The following is an 18,087-nucleotide window of genomic DNA, read 5'->3' as shown; positions in this document are numbered from 1 at the left end:
GAATCACTATGTGTGATGAACTTTGCATTGCATTCAATGTGAATGTATTACTTATTGTTATCTAGTTTTCAAAGAACAATCCTGTCTCGCTAGAGACATGTTTTGAAGGAATGATCCTTCAAAACTAAACAAGACGAAAACGTACGCTGCTCCATATATCCTTAGAAAGGAGGTGATCCAGCCGCACCTTCCGATACGGCTACCTTGTTACGACTTCACCCCAATCATCTGCCCCACCTTCGGCGGCTGGCTCCATAAAGGTTACCTCACCGACTTCGGGTGTTGCAAACTCTCGTGGTGTGACGGGCGGTGTGTACAAGGCCCGGGAACGTATTCACCGCGGCATGCTGATCCGCGATTACTAGCGATTCCAGCTTCACGCAGTCGAGTTGCAGACTGCGATCCGAACTGAGAACAGATTTATGGGATTGGCTAAACCTTGCGGTCTTGCAGCCCTTTGTTCTGTCCATTGTAGCACGTGTGTAGCCCAGGTCATAAGGGGCATGATGATTTGACGTCATCCCCACCTTCCTCCGGTTTGTCACCGGCAGTCACCTTAGAGTGCCCAACTGAATGCTGGCAACTAAGATCAAGGGTTGCGCTCGTTGCGGGACTTAACCCAACATCTCACGACACGAGCTGACGACAACCATGCACCACCTGTCACTCTGTCCCCGAAGGGAAAGCCCTATCTCTAGGGTTGTCAGAGGATGTCAAGACCTGGTAAGGTTCTTCGCGTTGCTTCGAATTAAACCACATGCTCCACCGCTTGTGCGGGCCCCCGTCAATTCCTTTGAGTTTCAGTCTTGCGACCGTACTCCCCAGGCGGAGTGCTTAATGCGTTAGCTGCAGCACTAAGGGGCGGAAACCCCCTAACACTTAGCACTCATCGTTTACGGCGTGGACTACCAGGGTATCTAATCCTGTTCGCTCCCCACGCTTTCGCTCCTCAGCGTCAGTTACAGACCAGAGAGTCGCCTTCGCCACTGGTGTTCCTCCACATCTCTACGCATTTCACCGCTACACGTGGAATTCCACTCTCCTCTTCTGCACTCAAGTTTCCCAGTTTCCAATGACCCTCCCCGGTTGAGCCGGGGGCTTTCACATCAGACTTAAGAAACCGCCTGCGAGCCCTTTACGCCCAATAATTCCGGACAACGCTTGCCACCTACGTATTACCGCGGCTGCTGGCACGTAGTTAGCCGTGGCTTTCTGGTTAGGTACCGTCAAGGTGCGAGCAGTTACTCTCGCACTTGTTCTTCCCTAACAACAGAGCTTTACGATCCGAAAACCTTCATCACTCACGCGGCGTTGCTCCGTCAGACTTTCGTCCATTGCGGAAGATTCCCTACTGCTGCCTCCCGTAGGAGTCTGGGCCGTGTCTCAGTCCCAGTGTGGCCGATCACCCTCTCAGGTCGGCTACGCATCGTCGCCTTGGTGAGCCATTACCCCACCAACTAGCTAATGCGCCGCGGGTCCATCTGTAAGTGACAGCCGAAACCGTCTTTCATCCTTGAACCATGCGGTTCAAGGAACTATCCGGTATTAGCTCCGGTTTCCCGGAGTTATCCCAGTCTTACAGGCAGGTTACCCACGTGTTACTCACCCGTCCGCCGCTAACATCCGGGAGCAAGCTCCCTTCTGTCCGCTCGACTTGCATGTATTAGGCACGCCGCCAGCGTTCGTCCTGAGCCAGGATCAAACTCTCCGAAAAAGTACAAAACCGAAGTTTTGCTTTTCGCCAGTTTGACTGACTACCTATGATGTATCATAGGATTTTTTTATAAAAACTCGAATTAACAGGTACGTTTTGTCTTGTTTAGTTTTCAAAGATCATATTGGTGGAGCCTAGCGGGATCGAACCGCTGACCTCCTGCGTGCAAGGCAGGCGCTCTCCCAGCTGAGCTAAGGCCCCATAAAAGATGGTCGGGAAGACAGGATTCGAACCTGCGACCCCTTGGTCCCAAACCAAGTGCTCTACCAAGCTGAGCTACTTCCCGATCTTAATGGCGCGCCCGAGAGGAGTCGAACCCCTAACCTTTTGATCCGTAGTCAAACGCTCTATCCAATTGAGCTACGGGCGCTTATTTATAATGCCGAGGGCCGGACTTGAACCGGCACGGTAGTCACCTACCGCAGGATTTTAAGTCCTGTGTGTCTGCCAATTCCACCACCCCGGCGTGGATGGTATAAGCGGAAGACGGGATTCGAACCCGCGACCCCCACCTTGGCAAGGTGGTGTTCTACCACTGAACTACTTCCGCATTACAGGATTTCTTTATTTTATTTGGCAATGCGGGTGAAGGGACTTGAACCCCCACGTCATAAAGACACTAGATCCTAAGTCTAGCGCGTCTGCCAATTCCGCCACACCCGCATGAAACATGGTGAGCCATGAAGGACTCGAACCTTCGACCCTCTGATTAAAAGTCAGATGCTCTACCAACTGAGCTAATGGCTCGCTTTAAAAGCGACTTGTCTATCTTACCATATGAAAGTGGTGCCGGCAAGAGGACTTGAACCCCCAACCTACTGATTACAAGTCAGTTGCTCTACCAGTTGAGCTACACCGGCTTTATCTATCCTAACATTATGTAAGAATAAATATGGTGGAGGATGACGGGCTCGAACCGCCGACCCTCTGCTTGTAAGGCAGATGCTCTCCCAGCTGAGCTAATCCTCCATATTGTGTCGTTTCGAAGTGTCTCTCGATCTGACAAATAGTATTATATAACGATAAGATATTGTTTGTAAAGACTTTTTTAAAATAATTTTTGAATTTATTTTAAAGCTGTTTTTTCACCTTTTCGTTAAGGCACCTAAAGAAGTTTACCACTTGTCTCATCTTTTTAAAAGCCTTTTTTTCATTTTTTTATGTTTTTTTGTTAAAAAGAGCACTAATAAGGCTCTAGCACTGCAAAAACAGCAATTTCGAAGCTTTCATATCCTTGTTTTATTTCATATATCTCTGGATAAAAAACATTCAAAAAAGAAATTCTGTTATTATTTTATTTTTCTGAGAAATCTTTTTTGCATAAAAAAGTGTAAAAATAATTACTGGTCTTTACTATTTTTCAACAAATCGTTTCACATTATTTTTTTGCTGCTTCAAACACTCAACAGCTTATCATTATTATTGTTTGTTTCTTTTCTCTTCTTTTAAGTTAAAAATCCAACAATGGCTGACTATCCCCTTTGGGGTGGGGTGCCTTTCTATCTCGTGTCCCTATACCATCACCTCTTTACGTCTATTTAGTCCAAGGGGAGGTTTTCTATGCTTTTAATGACCCTTGATAATTTGAGCTGCTGGTTCATATGATGACTGAAGTGTTAAATTGAAGGAACGTAAAGTTGGATTTATTTGGCAATTAGTGAGAGGACAACGTATTTTCACTTTACAAACCTATTATATAGAAGCAAGTCATGCAAAAACACAAAAAAGATCAGTTCCGGCTGGAACTGATCCTTATAGAAGCTTGGCGGCGTCCTACTCTCACAGGGGGAAACCCCCAACTACCATCGGCGCTGAAGAGCTTAACTTCCGTGTTCGGTATGGGAACGGGTGTGACCTCTTCGCTATCGCCACCAAACCTGATGGAGAGAATGTTCTCTCAAAACTAGATAACAATGTTCATGCTTCACATTAGAATATAGGTTAAGTCCTCGATCTATTAGTATCTGTCAGCTCCACGTGTCACCACGCTTCCACCTCAGACCTATCAACCTGATCATCTTTCAGGGATCTTACTTCCTTGCGGAATGGGAAATCTCATCTTGAGGGGGGCTTCATGCTTAGATGCTTTCAGCACTTATCCCGTCCGCACATAGCTACCCAGCGATGCCCTTGGCAGAACAACTGGTACACCAGCGGTGCGTCCATCCCGGTCCTCTCGTACTAAGGACAGCTCCTCTCAAATTTCCTGCGCCCGCGACGGATAGGGACCGAACTGTCTCACGACGTTCTGAACCCAGCTCGCGTACCGCTTTAATGGGCGAACAGCCCAACCCTTGGGACCGACTACAGCCCCAGGATGCGATGAGCCGACATCGAGGTGCCAAACCTCCCCGTCGATGTGGACTCTTGGGGGAGATAAGCCTGTTATCCCCGGGGTAGCTTTTATCCGTTGAGCGATGGCCCTTCCATGCGGAACCACCGGATCACTAAGCCCGACTTTCGTCCCTGCTCGACTTGTAGGTCTCGCAGTCAAGCTCCCTTGTGCCTTTACACTCTGCGAATGATTTCCAACCATTCTGAGGGAACCTTTGGGCGCCTCCGTTACATTTTAGGAGGCGACCGCCCCAGTCAAACTGCCCACCTGACACTGTCTCCCTGCCCGATAAGGGCAGCGGGTTAGAAGGTCAATACAGCCAGGGTAGTATCCCACCGATGCCTCCACCGAAGCTAGCGCTCCGGTTTCCAAGGCTCCTACCTATCCTGTACAAGCTGTACCAACATTCAATATCAGGCTGCAGTAAAGCTCCACGGGGTCTTTCCGTCCTGTCGCGGGTAACCTGCATCTTCACAGGTACTATAATTTCACCGAGTCTCTCGTTGAGACAGTGCCCAGATCGTTGCGCCTTTCGTGCGGGTCGGAACTTACCCGACAAGGAATTTCGCTACCTTAGGACCGTTATAGTTACGGCCGCCGTTTACTGGGGCTTCAATTCGCACCTTCGCTTACGCTAAGCGCTCCTCTTAACCTTCCAGCACCGGGCAGGCGTCAGCCCCTATACTTCGCCTTACGGCTTCGCAGAGACCTGTGTTTTTGCTAAACAGTCGCCTGGGCCTATTCACTGCGGCTTCTCGGGGCTTTAACACCCTAAGAAGCACCCCTTCTCCCGAAGTTACGGGGTCATTTTGCCGAGTTCCTTAACGAGAGTTCTCTCGATCACCTTAGGATTCTCTCCTCGCCTACCTGTGTCGGTTTGCGGTACGGGCACCTCTCACCTCGCTAGAGGCTTTTCTTGGCAGTGTGGAATCAGGAACTTCGCTACTAAATTTCGCTCGCCATCACAGCTCAGCCTTTATGGGAAACGGATTTGCCTATTTCCCAGCCTAACTGCTTGGACGCGGATATCCAATACCGCGCTTACCCTATCCTCCTGCGTCCCCCCATTGCTCAAATGGTGAGGAGGTGGTACAGGAATATCAACCTGTTGTCCATCGCCTACGCCTTTCGGCCTCGGCTTAGGTCCCGACTAACCCTGAGCGGACGAGCCTTCCTCAGGAAACCTTAGGCATTCGGTGGACGGGATTCTCACCCGTCTTTCGCTACTCATACCGGCATTCTCACTTCTAAGCGCTCCACCAGTCCTTCCGGTCTGGCTTCACAGCCCTTAGAACGCTCTCCTACCACTGTTCGTAAGAACAGTCCGCAGCTTCGGTGATACGTTTAGCCCCGGTACATTTTCGGCGCAGAGTCACTCGACCAGTGAGCTATTACGCACTCTTTAAATGGTGGCTGCTTCTAAGCCAACATCCTGGTTGTCTAAGCAACTCCACATCCTTTTCCACTTAACGTATACTTTGGGACCTTAGCTGGCGGTCTGGGCTGTTTCCCTTTCGACTACGGATCTTATCACTCGCAGTCTGACTCCCAAGGATAAGTCATCGGCATTCGGAGTTTGACTGAATTCGGTAACCCGGTAGGGGCCCCTAGTCCAATCAGTGCTCTACCTCCGAGACTCTTACCTTGAGGCTAGCCCTAAAGCTATTTCGGAGAGAACCAGCTATCTCCAGGTTCGATTGGCATTTCACCCCTACCCACACCTCATCCCCGCACTTTTCAACGTGCGTGGGTTCGGGCCTCCATTCAGTGTTACCTGAACTTCACCCTGGACATGGGTAGATCACCTGGTTTCGGGTCTACGACCACGTACTCATGCGCCCTATTCAGACTCGCTTTCGCTGCGGCTCCGCATCTTCTGCTTAACCTTGCACGGGATCGTAACTCGCCGGTTCATTCTACAAAAGGCACGCCATCACCCGTTAACGGGCTCTGACTACTTGTAGGCACACGGTTTCAGGATCTATTTCACTCCCCTTCCGGGGTGCTTTTCACCTTTCCCTCACGGTACTGGTTCACTATCGGTCACTAGGGAGTATTTAGCCTTGGGAGATGGTCCTCCCGGATTCCGACGGAATTTCACGTGTTCCGCCGTACTCAGGATCCACTCTGGAGAGAATAACATTTCAGTTACAGGGCTGTTACCTTCTTTGGCGGGCCTTTCCAGACCTCTTCGCTTATATCATTCCTTTGTAACTCCGTATAGAGTGTCCTACAACCCCAAGAGGCAAGCCTCTTGGTTTGGGCTGTTCCCGTTTCGCTCGCCGCTACTCAGGGAATCGCATTTGCTTTCTCTTCCTCCGGGTACTTAGATGTTTCAGTTCCCCGGGTATGCCTTCTCATACTCTATGTATTCAAGTATGGATACTACTCCATTACGAGCAGTGGGTTTCCCCATTCGGAAATCTCCGGATCAAAGCTTGCTTACAGCTCCCCGAAGCATATCGGTGTTCGTCCCGTCCTTCATCGGCTCCTAGTGCCAAGGCATCCACCGTGCGCCCTTTCTAACTTAACCATTTCTTACTTTAGAAAGAATCACTATGTGTGATGAACTTTGCATTGCATTCAATGTGAATGTATTACTTATTGTTATCTAGTTTTCAAAGAACAATCCTGTCTCGCTAGAGACATGTTTTGAAGGAATGATCCTTCAAAACTAAACAAGACGAAAACGTACGCTGCTCCATATATCCTTAGAAAGGAGGTGATCCAGCCGCACCTTCCGATACGGCTACCTTGTTACGACTTCACCCCAATCATCTGCCCCACCTTCGGCGGCTGGCTCCATAAAGGTTACCTCACCGACTTCGGGTGTTGCAAACTCTCGTGGTGTGACGGGCGGTGTGTACAAGGCCCGGGAACGTATTCACCGCGGCATGCTGATCCGCGATTACTAGCGATTCCAGCTTCACGCAGTCGAGTTGCAGACTGCGATCCGAACTGAGAACAGATTTATGGGATTGGCTAAACCTTGCGGTCTTGCAGCCCTTTGTTCTGTCCATTGTAGCACGTGTGTAGCCCAGGTCATAAGGGGCATGATGATTTGACGTCATCCCCACCTTCCTCCGGTTTGTCACCGGCAGTCACCTTAGAGTGCCCAACTGAATGCTGGCAACTAAGATCAAGGGTTGCGCTCGTTGCGGGACTTAACCCAACATCTCACGACACGAGCTGACGACAACCATGCACCACCTGTCACTCTGTCCCCGAAGGGAAAGCCCTATCTCTAGGGTTGTCAGAGGATGTCAAGACCTGGTAAGGTTCTTCGCGTTGCTTCGAATTAAACCACATGCTCCACCGCTTGTGCGGGCCCCCGTCAATTCCTTTGAGTTTCAGTCTTGCGACCGTACTCCCCAGGCGGAGTGCTTAATGCGTTAGCTGCAGCACTAAGGGGCGGAAACCCCCTAACACTTAGCACTCATCGTTTACGGCGTGGACTACCAGGGTATCTAATCCTGTTCGCTCCCCACGCTTTCGCTCCTCAGCGTCAGTTACAGACCAGAGAGTCGCCTTCGCCACTGGTGTTCCTCCACATCTCTACGCATTTCACCGCTACACGTGGAATTCCACTCTCCTCTTCTGCACTCAAGTTTCCCAGTTTCCAATGACCCTCCCCGGTTGAGCCGGGGGCTTTCACATCAGACTTAAGAAACCGCCTGCGAGCCCTTTACGCCCAATAATTCCGGACAACGCTTGCCACCTACGTATTACCGCGGCTGCTGGCACGTAGTTAGCCGTGGCTTTCTGGTTAGGTACCGTCAAGGTGCGAGCAGTTACTCTCGCACTTGTTCTTCCCTAACAACAGAGCTTTACGATCCGAAAACCTTCATCACTCACGCGGCGTTGCTCCGTCAGACTTTCGTCCATTGCGGAAGATTCCCTACTGCTGCCTCCCGTAGGAGTCTGGGCCGTGTCTCAGTCCCAGTGTGGCCGATCACCCTCTCAGGTCGGCTACGCATCGTCGCCTTGGTGAGCCATTACCCCACCAACTAGCTAATGCGCCGCGGGTCCATCTGTAAGTGACAGCCGAAACCGTCTTTCATCCTTGAACCATGCGGTTCAAGGAACTATCCGGTATTAGCTCCGGTTTCCCGGAGTTATCCCAGTCTTACAGGCAGGTTACCCACGTGTTACTCACCCGTCCGCCGCTAACATCCGGGAGCAAGCTCCCTTCTGTCCGCTCGACTTGCATGTATTAGGCACGCCGCCAGCGTTCGTCCTGAGCCAGGATCAAACTCTCCGAAAAAGTACAAAACCGAAGTTTTGCTTTTCGCCAGTTTGACTGACTACCTATGATGTATCATAGGATTTTTTATAAAAACTCGAATTAACAGGTACGTTTTGTCTTGTTTAGTTTTCAAAGATCATGTTCGTTATCGCTCGTAAGCGACTTTAATATCTTAACATTTTGCATCGGTTAAAGTCAAGAACTTTTTTCAATTTCTTTTTTTAACCTCGTTGCTGTTTTGCGGCAACGAATAATAATATACCACCTGGAATCTTTCCTTGCAATAGTTTTTTTAAAAAAAGTTTCATTTTATGAAAAATAAAAAGCGCCATAGATAAAATGGCGCTTTGATTGATGTATTAGCGGTTTCTCATTTGCGGGAAAAGCAGTACATCTCTGATTGATGGAGAATTTGTTAAAAGCATGATTAATCGGTCGATCCCGATTCCTAACCCACCTGTTGGAGGCATGCCGTATTCTAATGCTTCAACAAAATCGTCATCCATTAGATGTGCTTCGTCATTTCCTTCTTCACGTTCTTTTAATTGAGCTTCAAAGCGTTCTCTTTGATCAATTGGATCGTTTAGCTCTGTGAATGCATTTGCATGCTCACGGCGCACGATAAACAGCTCAAAGCGATCTGTGAAGCGAGGGTCTTCAGGATTTTTCTTAGCTAATGGAGAAATCTCCACTGGATGTCCGTAAATGAATGTAGGCTGAACCAATGTTTCTTCTACTTTTTGCTCGAAGAACTCATTGATAATATGACCTACTGTCATATTTTTCGTGATTTCTACACCATGATCAGCAGCATGCTGTTTTGCTTCTTCTATAGACATCTCCTGCCAGAAGTCTACACCTGTTGCTTCTTTGACCGCTTCAACCATATGCAGTCTCTTCCATTCAGGTTTGAGATCAATTTCATCTTCTCCATATTGAATGGTTGTTGTTCCCAGCACCTCTTGGGCAATATGAGAAATCAAGTTTTCAGTCAGATTCATGATGTCTTTGTAGTCTGCGTATGCTTCATACAGCTCAATCATAGTGAATTCTGGGTTATGACGAGTCGATACACCTTCATTACGGAATACGCGGCCAATCTCGTATACTTTCTCTAGACCACCGACAATTAGGCGTTTTAAGTGCAGCTCGATCGCAATACGCATATAAAGCGGCATATCAAGTGCATTGTGATGAGTAATGAAAGGACGCGCCGATGCACCACCAGGAATGCTGTGCATTGTTGGTGTTTCAACTTCTAAGTATCCTTTAGAATCCAAGTATCTTCTCATGGATTGAATGATTTTGCTTCGCATAATGAATGTCTGCTTACTTTCTGGATTTACAATGAGGTCAAGGTAGCGCTGACGATAGCGTTGTTCAACATCTTTTAATCCATGATATTTATCAGGAAGCGGGCGAAGTGCTTTTGTAAGAACCTCAAAGCTAGTCGCTTTAATAGAAAGTTCTCCGACATTTGTTTTAAAAACAGTCCCTGTTACACCGATGATATCGCCTAGATCTGAGCTTTTAAATAATTCGTAAGCTTCTTCCCCTACACTATCTTTACGAACATAGATTTGAATTTGTCCTTCTAGGTCTTGAATATGCGCAAAGCCAGCTTTACCTTTTCCGCGCTTTGTCATCATACGTCCAGCGATTGTTACTTGAGCCGCTTTTCCTTCTAAGTCTTCTTTAGAAAACTCGTCATATTCAGCGATAATTTGCGCAGATTGATGAGAACGGTCATATCGTTCACCGAATGGATCGATACCCTCTTCTCTCATTTTATTCATTTTGTCACGTCTGACCTGGAATTGGTCATTTAATTCTTCGTTATTAAGCCCTTCATTACTCATTTATATCACTCCAATAATGTATTTTGCAGAGAAAAGCAGAAAAACTGCCAGTACATGCACTAGCAGTGAGCTACAAAAAGAAAGATAATCTTATCCTACTTTTATACTTTGAAGCTCTTTTGCCTCGGCTTCGATCGTAAAGTCATCAAGAACTTGTACAAGCTCCGCTCTCGTTTCACTTTGATTGATTTGATTTCTCACGTCCGCATTGCCTCGGACACCTTTTAAGTACCATGCTGCGTGCTTTCTCATTTCTCTAACAGCCACATGCTCGCCTTTTAGATCAATGAGTCTGTCTAAGTGAAGCTTGCACACTGACATTTTCTCACGCACGTTTGGCTCTTCTTTCAGTTCACCCGTTTCTAAATAATGAACCGTTCGATAAATCATCCACGGGTTTCCTAGTGCAGCTCTTCCGATCATGACAGCGTCCACACCTGTTTCATCAAGCATACGTTTTGCATCTTGAGGGGTTTTGACATCGCCATTGCCGATGACAGGAATTGAAACAGATTGTTTAACCTCTTTCATAATATCCCAATTCGCTGTTCCTTCGTACATTTGCACGCGTGTCCGTCCGTGAAGCGCAACCGCTTGTCCACCTGCTCGTTCAACAGCACGTGCATTGTCGATAGCAAAGATATGGTCTTCGTCCCAGCCCATTCTCATTTTCACTGTAACTGGTTTGTCTACAGCTTCTACGACAGCAGAGACCATTTCATAAATCTTGTTTGGATCAAGGAGCCATTTCGCTCCTGCATCACATTTCGTAATCTTTGGTACAGGACAGCCCATGTTGATATCAATAATATCAGCTGTGGTATTCTGGTCTACGAACTTTGCCGCTTCGACGAGTGTGTCTTTTTCCCCTCCAAATATCTGAAGGCTCAAAGGCTTTTCCCGTTCATCAATGTATAGCATACCCATTGTTCTCGCATTGTTGATCAGGATCGCTTTGTCACTGACCATTTCAGCGCAGACTAAACCCGCTCCAAACTCTTTCACTGTCAGTCTGAAGGCAGAGTTGCACACACCAGCCATTGGCGCGAGCACTACTTTGTTTTTAATCTCGATATCTCCGATTTTAAACATTTTTCCCCCTCCTTTCTTCTTCAAGAATTGGTGAAAGTTCTACCACCGTTATATTTAAAGCATCTGCTATTTGACTAACCAATTGGTTTGTTGGTAATCGATTGCCTCGCTCAATTTCTCCTAAGACAGAGACAGAGATGCCCAGTCTTTTTGCGAACCCTTCCTGAGTATACCCTTTTAGCTTTCGGTATGCACGAATTCTTCTACCCCACATGTCTTTTTCCATATGCTTACACCTTCTTGGTCTGTTACGGCATTTATTTGTACTTCGCCGATTTCTGGGCAAATCTCACTCATCGGGACAAGAACGAATAAACGTTCGTACATTCTGGGATGCGGCACTACAAGTTGTTCTGTTTCAATATTTTCACGATTATAAAGTAAAATGTCAAGGTCAGCCGTTCGCGGACCCCATCTCACTTCTCTTGTTCTGCCTAACTCCTGCTCGATTTTCTGAGTAAGAGAAAGTAGCTCCTCTGGACGAAGTGAAGTGGAAATTTTCACGGCCATGTTTAAAAAGTCATCTTGGTTTTCATAGCCTACAGGTGCTGTTTCATATATCGATGAGATTAATTCCACTTGAACCTCTGGATGTTCATGCAGTTTTTTGACGGCTTCTTTTAAATAGGTTTCTTTTTTACCTATGTTTGAGCCTAATGCGATGTATGCTGTATTGTTCATGTGCGCGATCTCGTCATTTCAATTGCAACGGACTGATAGTGTCCTGGAATTGGCGGGTCTGGCTTGATCACCTTCACTGTACATTCCTGAACTGTCGGAAAGTCCTTTAACACTTGGTTTGCAATTCTTTCTGTCAGTGTTTCAACGAGATTGACCGGCTCGCCTTCTACAATGCTTTTGCAGATTTGGTAAAGCTCTGCATAGTTGATGGTCTCATTGAGGTCATCAGTTTGTCCGGCTTTACTTAAATCAAGTGAAGCTGTTAAGTCCACGCGGAATCGCTGCCCTAATTTATTTTCTTCTGCAAATACACCATGGTACCCGTAAAATTCCATTCCATTTACATATACTTTATCGATGATAAGCGCCTCCCTTATTCAGCATGGCATCCATCATTTTTGCCATTCTTGCTATTTCTTTTACATCATGTACACGGACCATCGCACTGCCCTTTTGAATCCCAAGGCAGACCGTCGCACCTGTTCCTTCAGTACGTTCTTCAGGCGGCAGGTCTAAGACAGCACCAATGAATCGTTTTCGAGATGTAGCTAGCAGCAGTGGATACCCAAGGTGACAAAAATGTTCAAGTTCATTCATGACCTTCAGGTTGTCCTCTTTATTTTTCGCAAATCCTACCCCTGGATCTAATATGATCATGTCATCACGGACACCCGCTTGCTGGGCAATTTGGACACTTTCTTTCAAATCGGCGATCATATCTGAAATAAGATGTGTGTAGTTTCGTTCTGGCCGATTGTGCATTAAAATGATTGGGACATTGTGCTTCGCTGCCACATGTGCCATTTGGGGATCTGCCTTCGCTCCCCATACATCATTAATGATGGAGGCTCCAGCTTTCACCGCTTCATCTGCGACACGGGCTTTATACGTATCAATAGAGATAGGTACATCTAATTCTTTTGTGATCTTCTCAATGACAGGAATGACCCTTGAAAGCTCCTCTTCTTCCGAGACAAGTGCCGCTCCCGGACGAGTCGATTCTCCGCCAATATCAATAATATGCGCCCCGTCTTCTATCAGCTGCGCTGCATGAGCCAGCGCTTTATCTACTTGATTAAACTTTCCTCCATCTGAAAAAGAGTCAGGAGTGACATTTAAAATGCCCATGACCAATGTCTTTTCTTCATAGCTAAGGGTGTGATGCTTGGCCTGTATGATTTTAGGCTGTTTTATCAATTGTTGTGTCATTGTGTCCACCTACTCTTTATGGTCTTGACGTTCTTTTGTGTATTGCATTCTTAACTTTGTTGAGATGGTCCGGCTGTTTTTGAGCAAGTGGATGTCTCCTATACTCCCGAAAGGTACAACTCCCTGAACAGAATTGGTCATCCATGCCTCATCAGCTGAGAGCAAATGTGAGACTGGGTATCGTCCTTCCTTTAGCGAGACCCCCATCGCGTGGAGTGTTTCCATACAGTATCGACGAGTGACCCCATTTAAAATGCCTGTATCAAGTGACGGTGTATAGACCACATCATCTTTTCGCCAAAATACATTCGAGGTAATGCCTTCTGCCACATCATCTTCTTTCGTTAAAAAGATGCCTTCTAACGCCGGGTCGTTCCCCACTTCTCTTTTCCCGAGCAGGTTGTTCATATAGTGATGAGACTTGAGGCGTTTTGGCCCTTCAGGTGTATTTCTTCTTGTTTGAAGAATGACTCCCTTTTTCTCATCCAAAATAGATTCTGGACGGAATGGAGAGATCATGACAAAAACGACAGGCTCTTCATAAGGATCTGCAGAAAACCCATTGCCTCTGCCCGCAGAAACATTCAAGCGAATTCTCGCATGGCCGCCAGCTATTTGGTTTTTATTTAGTAAAGTATGAATGATGTCGAGTACAAATGGTTTCTCTATTGTGGATTCGATGCAAAGGTCACGTAATGATTGATTGAGCCTTTCAAGATGCCAATCTAACAGGAAGACTTGTCCTGCCAGGCTGGTAAATGTTTCGAATACACCGATGCCATATAGAAAACCATGATCAAAAGGAGAAAGAGTCGCGTCTTTCTCCTCTATATACTGACCGTTCAGATAAATGATCATGCGTTTACTTCATGCCCCTTTTTACGATAGGTTTCAATGAAATTTTTCAGCATTTCTTTTCCGAAGGACGTCATAATCGATTCAGGATGGAATTGCACACTTTCAATCGGCAGTTCTTTATGGCGAATCGCCATGAGCTCGCCTTCTTTTGTGCTGGCTGTTGCGTCAAAGCACTCTGGCAGTGTCTCGTTTTTGACAATTAACGAATGATATCTCGTTGCGACGAGCGGATTTTGTAGTCCTGTGAAGACACCTTTTCCGTCATGTTTAATCTCTGACGTTTTACCGTGCATTAAGCGCTCTGCTCGAACGACATCCCCGCCAAAGACTTGTGCGATGGATTGGTGACCTAGACACACACCGAAGATCGGAATACTTCCTGCAAAGTGCTTGATCGCCTCCATACTAATCCCCGCTTCATCAGGACTGCATGGCCCTGGAGAAATCATGAGGAAATCCGGCTTGAGCTCTTCAATTTCTTGAATGGTTACTTGATCATTCCGTTTCACGATCAATTCTTCTCCAAGCTCACCTAAATACTGGACCAGGTTGTACGTAAATGAATCATAATTATCAATCATTAAAATCATACTCTGCTCACCTCTAACTCAAAATAGTCTCTTCTTTGCTCAGCTGTAATGCTTTTTTCACTGCATAGGCTTTTTTAATCGATTCTTTATATTCGTGTTTTGGGACTGAATCAATGACGATCCCCGCACCTGACTGCATAAAGGCTTTTCCTTCTGTACAATACGCAGTACGAATGACGATATTAAAGTGCATATCTTGATTGAATCCAAACCAGCCTATAGATCCAGTATAAAGCCCACGTCTTGTTGGCTCAAGTTCTTCTATGATTTCCATCGTCCTCACTTTTGGAGCACCTGTAATCGTTCCACCTGGGAATACAGCTCTCATGACATCTACCGCGTCACATTCATCACGCAGCTCTCCTTGTACATTGGATACAATATGCATCACGTGTGAATATTTCTCAATCGCCATAAATTCATTCACTTTTACGGATCCATAAGTGGATACGCGTCCAAGGTCATTCCGCTCAAGATCAACGAGCATCACATGCTCTGCGCGTTCTTTTTCATTTTCAATGAGCTCTTTTGCCAGAGCTTGATCCTCAGCGTCGTCTTTGCCTCGTGATCTTGTTCCGGCAATTGGTCTTGTTTCTAGCTGAGTTCCTTTTTTCTTAATAAGCAGCTCTGGAGATCCACAAACAATCTGGAAGTCAGGCGTATGCAGGTAAGACATGTAAGGAGATGGATTGACTTGACGTAACGTTTTGTATAAATCATACGGATGAGTGTGTAGCTGTTCATCTTGTCTGATGGATAAGTTCACTTGGAACACATCACCGTTTGCGATATATTGCTTAATTTTCTCTACTGCTTCCCCAAAGGTTTCTTCAGTGAATGGTGCTGCTGGTACAAATTCTGTGGAAGGTTCACTGACAGGTGATTGTGCTGATTCTTCTGAAGAGCTTGTCCATTTTTGCTTCCATTCTTCAAGCCTTTGGTTCGCTTTACTCACTGATTCCGTTTCCTCTATGTGCGTAATCAGCCACAGCGCGTGCTCTTTATGATCAAAAACTGCAACATCGTTAAATACGAGGAAATAAAGGTCTGGTGTTTGAAGATCATCAATTGACAGCATCTTAAAATGTTCGATGTATCTAGCATAATCGTAGCTTAAAAACCCAATTGCTCCGCCTTGAAAATCGGGGTATTCGTCGTTCGTTTCGGTTTGAAGAGTTTGAAACCAATCCGTAAACGCTCTGAATGGATCACCTTCTTTGAACAGCACCTCATCTTGATAATGGATAGTCGTCATTCCATCTTTCCCCTTCGCTTTAGCGATCGGGTGAATACCAGCGATGCTATAAGAACCGCCGCGTGCACTTTCAAGAAGCACATGATGTGTTTCGCGAGCAGTTAATTGTTCGTATCTTTTCAAGAATGCATCTTTCGTAAAAGGAATTTTGATGCCCATCGGCCTGCGTTGTGTCATGTTATCATCCTTTTTCATTTTCATTAATCTTATTGTAATGCAATCCAATTTATTTAGAAAATAGTATTTGCTTTCCATCTTCAGAATTCATGAAAAAACCCCAGCAAATGCTGGGGTGATTGGTTTAATCGAATTGATAAAGAGGTGTACTGAGGTAACGCTCACCGTTACTTGGGATAATGGCCAGAACCTTTTTCCCTTTACCAAGCTTTTTCGCTGTTTGAAGTGCTGCGTAAATAGCTGCTCCGGAAGAAATACCGCCAAGGATTCCTTCTTCTTTCGCTGCTTTTCTTGCAAGCTCAAATGCATCTTCGTTTTTCACTTGGATGATGCCGTCATATATTTCTGTGTTCAAGATTGAAGGAACAAAACCTGCTCCAATTCCTTGAATTTTATGCGGACCCGGCTTTCCGCCTGACAATACAGGGGAATCTGTCGGCTCTACTGCGTAAAGCTGGATGGATGGGATGGCTTCTTTTAGGACTTCACCAGCACCTGTAATCGTACCGCCCGTACCAACACCTGCAATAAATGCATCAAGCTCGCCGTCAAACTGTTCAAGGATTTCTTTCCCAGTTGTACGACGGTGAATCTCTGCATTGGCTTCGTTGCTAAATTGCTGAGGCATGAAATAACCATGCTCTTCTGCTAATTCTTCCGCTTTTTTGATGGCACCTTTCATTCCTTCTGCACCTGGTGTTAAGACAAGTTCCGCACCATAAGCGCGTAAAAGGTTGCGGCGCTCCTGACTCATTGTGTCCGGCATAACCAAAATCGCATTGATTCCTTTAGCAGCCGCTACCATTGCAAGGCCGATTCCTGTATTTCCGCTTGTTGGTTCAATAAGCGTATCGCCGGCTTTTAATGTACCTTTTGCTTCAGCATCTTCGATCATCGCTAAAGCAATACGATCTTTGACACTGCTGCCCGGGTTCATATATTCAAGTTTCAAGTAGACATCCGCACTGTCTTCATCTACTAAACGGTTTAATTTAACGACTGGTGTATTTCCTATTAGTTCAAAAACTGAATTTGCAATACGAGCCATCACTAACACCTCTATCTCCGAGTAATTTTATTGTATTAATATTAAATTATCAATTTCAAAAAATTTTGTCAATGCTTTTAGTCCTGCTCGCCATCGTAAAACCATGTGACTTTTGCTTCTTTCCACAGGGTTTTGACATTCGCCTTTTCACCTAGATCTTCCATGGCGATCTGCCTTTTAATCTGGTCTTTGACTTCGTCATAGGAGAAAGAGCGGCCATTTAATTTTTCTTTTAACTGAATAATGGCATACCCGTTTTTGGTCTGAATCGGCTCTTTCGTCCATTCATCTGGCTGAAGCTTTTGAGCTTCTTGTATGTATAGGGCTGGGATACTTTCCTGCTCTTCTGTCACAAATCCAAGATCTCCGCCGTATGGTGAGGTGTAACGGTCGATTGAACGTTCAGCTGCCACGGCTTCGAAACTAGATCCACCTTTTAAATCTTTCAATACATTTTCAGCCTCGCTCTTTGTCTTCACGACGATATGGCGAATGCGGTATGAATCATCATATTGATATAAGTCCTTGTTTTTTTCATAAAACGATTTCGCTTCTTTTTCAGAAACGACGGCATCTCTTGTTAAAAGCTGCTCTAATAAAATTTGATAACGAATCTGTTCTTTCCATTCCTTCTCACTTGTATGTCCATCTTCATAGAAATTATTAGACACCGCTTTGAGCATAAGCAATTCACGATTGATCTCTTTTGAAGACACTTCCAGCTTGTTTTGCTTGGCAAGCTGATTGACCACCTTTTGATTGATCATTTGCTCAAGAGTCGCCTTTCCGTAGCGGTCTTCCATTTTCTTTAGCCATTCTTGACGCGTCACCTTCTCTTTTCCAATTGACGCAATTTCTTCACCGCTCTTCCCGTTAGAAGAAGCCTGTGACATTTGTGACTTTGTTAATACATATGCAATGACAACGGCATTAATCATGAGCAACACGAGGATAAATGTCCATACCACTCTTGCTTTTAGTCTCATCTTTCGTCTCCTTTCCATTCTAAAAAGAAAACCCGCT

The 18,087-nt window shown here is 45.9% G+C and carries 11 protein-coding genes, 9 tRNA genes and 4 rRNA genes; all 24 read right to left on the bottom strand.

The window, feature by feature from the left end; all coding sequences use genetic code 11:
• Window positions 1-165: 165 nt before the first annotated feature.
• Window positions 166-1,714, bottom strand: a 16S ribosomal RNA gene (locus MHI08_RS00555).
• A 125-nt stretch (window positions 1,715-1,839) separates the two neighbouring features.
• Window positions 1,840-1,915, bottom strand: a tRNA-Ala gene (locus MHI08_RS00550).
• An 8-nt stretch (window positions 1,916-1,923) separates the two neighbouring features.
• Window positions 1,924-2,000, bottom strand: a tRNA-Pro gene (locus MHI08_RS00545).
• Window positions 2,001-2,007: 7 nt separating this feature from the next.
• A tRNA-Arg gene (locus MHI08_RS00540) sits at window positions 2,008-2,084 on the bottom strand.
• A 10-nt stretch (window positions 2,085-2,094) separates the two neighbouring features.
• Window positions 2,095-2,180: transfer RNA gene (locus MHI08_RS00535), tRNA-Leu, on the bottom strand.
• A 12-nt stretch (window positions 2,181-2,192) separates the two neighbouring features.
• Window positions 2,193-2,264: transfer RNA gene (locus MHI08_RS00530), tRNA-Gly, on the bottom strand.
• A 30-nt stretch (window positions 2,265-2,294) separates the two neighbouring features.
• Window positions 2,295-2,377 (bottom strand) — tRNA-Leu (locus tag MHI08_RS00525).
• Window positions 2,378-2,385: 8 nt separating this feature from the next.
• Window positions 2,386-2,461: transfer RNA gene (locus tag MHI08_RS00520), tRNA-Lys, on the bottom strand.
• A gap of 37 nt (window positions 2,462-2,498) precedes the next feature.
• Window positions 2,499-2,574 (bottom strand) — tRNA-Thr (locus MHI08_RS00515).
• 33 nt (window positions 2,575-2,607) lie between these two features.
• A tRNA-Val gene (locus MHI08_RS00510) sits at window positions 2,608-2,683 on the bottom strand.
• A gap of 791 nt (window positions 2,684-3,474) precedes the next feature.
• A 5S ribosomal RNA gene (gene rrf / locus MHI08_RS00505) occupies window positions 3,475-3,590 on the bottom strand.
• A gap of 61 nt (window positions 3,591-3,651) precedes the next feature.
• A 23S ribosomal RNA gene (locus tag MHI08_RS00500) occupies window positions 3,652-6,582 on the bottom strand.
• Between the two features lie 182 nt (window positions 6,583-6,764).
• Window positions 6,765-8,313: ribosomal RNA gene (locus MHI08_RS00495) — 16S ribosomal RNA — on the bottom strand.
• Together the 16S, 23S and 5S rRNA genes with 9 tRNA genes alongside form the textbook arrangement of a ribosomal RNA operon.
• Window positions 8,314-8,654: 341 nt before the next feature.
• Window positions 8,655-10,154 carry a lysine--tRNA ligase gene (lysS, locus tag MHI08_RS00490; protein WP_326149326.1) on the bottom strand — a complete coding sequence of 500 codons (1,500 nt, stop codon included), beginning with the start codon at window positions 10,152-10,154 and terminating at the stop codon, window positions 8,655-8,657.
• A 90-nt stretch (window positions 10,155-10,244) separates the two neighbouring features.
• Window positions 10,245-11,246 carry a tRNA dihydrouridine synthase DusB gene (gene dusB / locus MHI08_RS00485; RefSeq protein WP_041105742.1) on the bottom strand — a complete coding sequence of 334 codons (1,002 nt, stop codon included), beginning with the start codon at window positions 11,244-11,246 and terminating at the stop codon, window positions 10,245-10,247.
• Window positions 11,239-11,472, bottom strand: a complete 234-nt coding sequence (locus tag MHI08_RS00480; RefSeq protein ID WP_326149327.1) for a helix-turn-helix transcriptional regulator — start codon at window positions 11,470-11,472, stop codon at window positions 11,239-11,241. The genes dusB and MHI08_RS00480 overlap by 8 nt, the downstream gene beginning before the upstream one ends.
• On the bottom strand, window positions 11,424-11,927 hold the full coding sequence (folK, locus tag MHI08_RS00475) for a 2-amino-4-hydroxy-6-hydroxymethyldihydropteridine diphosphokinase (RefSeq protein ID WP_041105740.1): 504 nt from the start codon (window positions 11,925-11,927) through the stop codon (window positions 11,424-11,426). Before folK ends, MHI08_RS00480 begins: the two co-directional genes overlap by 49 nt.
• On the bottom strand, window positions 11,924-12,286 hold the full coding sequence (gene folB, locus MHI08_RS00470; RefSeq protein WP_024425659.1) for a dihydroneopterin aldolase: 363 nt from the start codon (window positions 12,284-12,286) through the stop codon (window positions 11,924-11,926). The genes folK and folB overlap by 4 nt, the downstream gene beginning before the upstream one ends.
• Complete coding sequence (gene folP, locus MHI08_RS00465; protein WP_024425658.1) at window positions 12,279-13,136, bottom strand: dihydropteroate synthase; 858 nt, start codon at window positions 13,134-13,136, stop codon at window positions 12,279-12,281. The genes folB and folP overlap by 8 nt, the downstream gene beginning before the upstream one ends.
• Before the next feature lie 9 nt (window positions 13,137-13,145).
• Window positions 13,146-13,994 (bottom strand): aminodeoxychorismate lyase, encoded by an 849-nt coding sequence (gene pabC, locus MHI08_RS00460; protein WP_342499886.1) that lies wholly within the window; start codon window positions 13,992-13,994, stop codon window positions 13,146-13,148.
• A complete protein-coding gene (gene pabA / locus MHI08_RS00455; protein ID WP_024425656.1) occupies window positions 13,991-14,584 on the bottom strand; it encodes an aminodeoxychorismate/anthranilate synthase component II in 594 nt (197 codons plus the stop codon). The genes pabC and pabA overlap by 4 nt, the downstream gene beginning before the upstream one ends.
• A gap of 13 nt (window positions 14,585-14,597) precedes the next feature.
• Window positions 14,598-16,016: an anthranilate synthase component I family protein gene (locus MHI08_RS00450; RefSeq protein WP_326350043.1), complete on the bottom strand. Its 1,419-nt coding sequence runs from the start codon at window positions 16,014-16,016 to the stop codon at window positions 14,598-14,600.
• Between the two features lie 124 nt (window positions 16,017-16,140).
• On the bottom strand, window positions 16,141-17,064 hold the full coding sequence (gene cysK, locus MHI08_RS00445; RefSeq protein ID WP_024425655.1) for a cysteine synthase A: 924 nt from the start codon (window positions 17,062-17,064) through the stop codon (window positions 16,141-16,143).
• A gap of 77 nt (window positions 17,065-17,141) precedes the next feature.
• A complete protein-coding gene (locus tag MHI08_RS00440; RefSeq protein WP_024425654.1) occupies window positions 17,142-18,050 on the bottom strand; it encodes a peptidyl-prolyl cis-trans isomerase in 909 nt (302 codons plus the stop codon).
• Window positions 18,051-18,087: the final 37 nt, after the last annotated feature.

Origin of the sequence: Bacillus sp. FSL M7-0791, from assembly GCF_038627085.1 — a bacterium.
Taxonomy (GTDB): domain Bacteria; phylum Bacillota; class Bacilli; order Bacillales; family Bacillaceae; genus Bacillus; species Bacillus safensis.
Note: the sequence above shows the minus strand (reverse complement) of the source record. Positions and strands in the feature narration are given on the sequence as shown.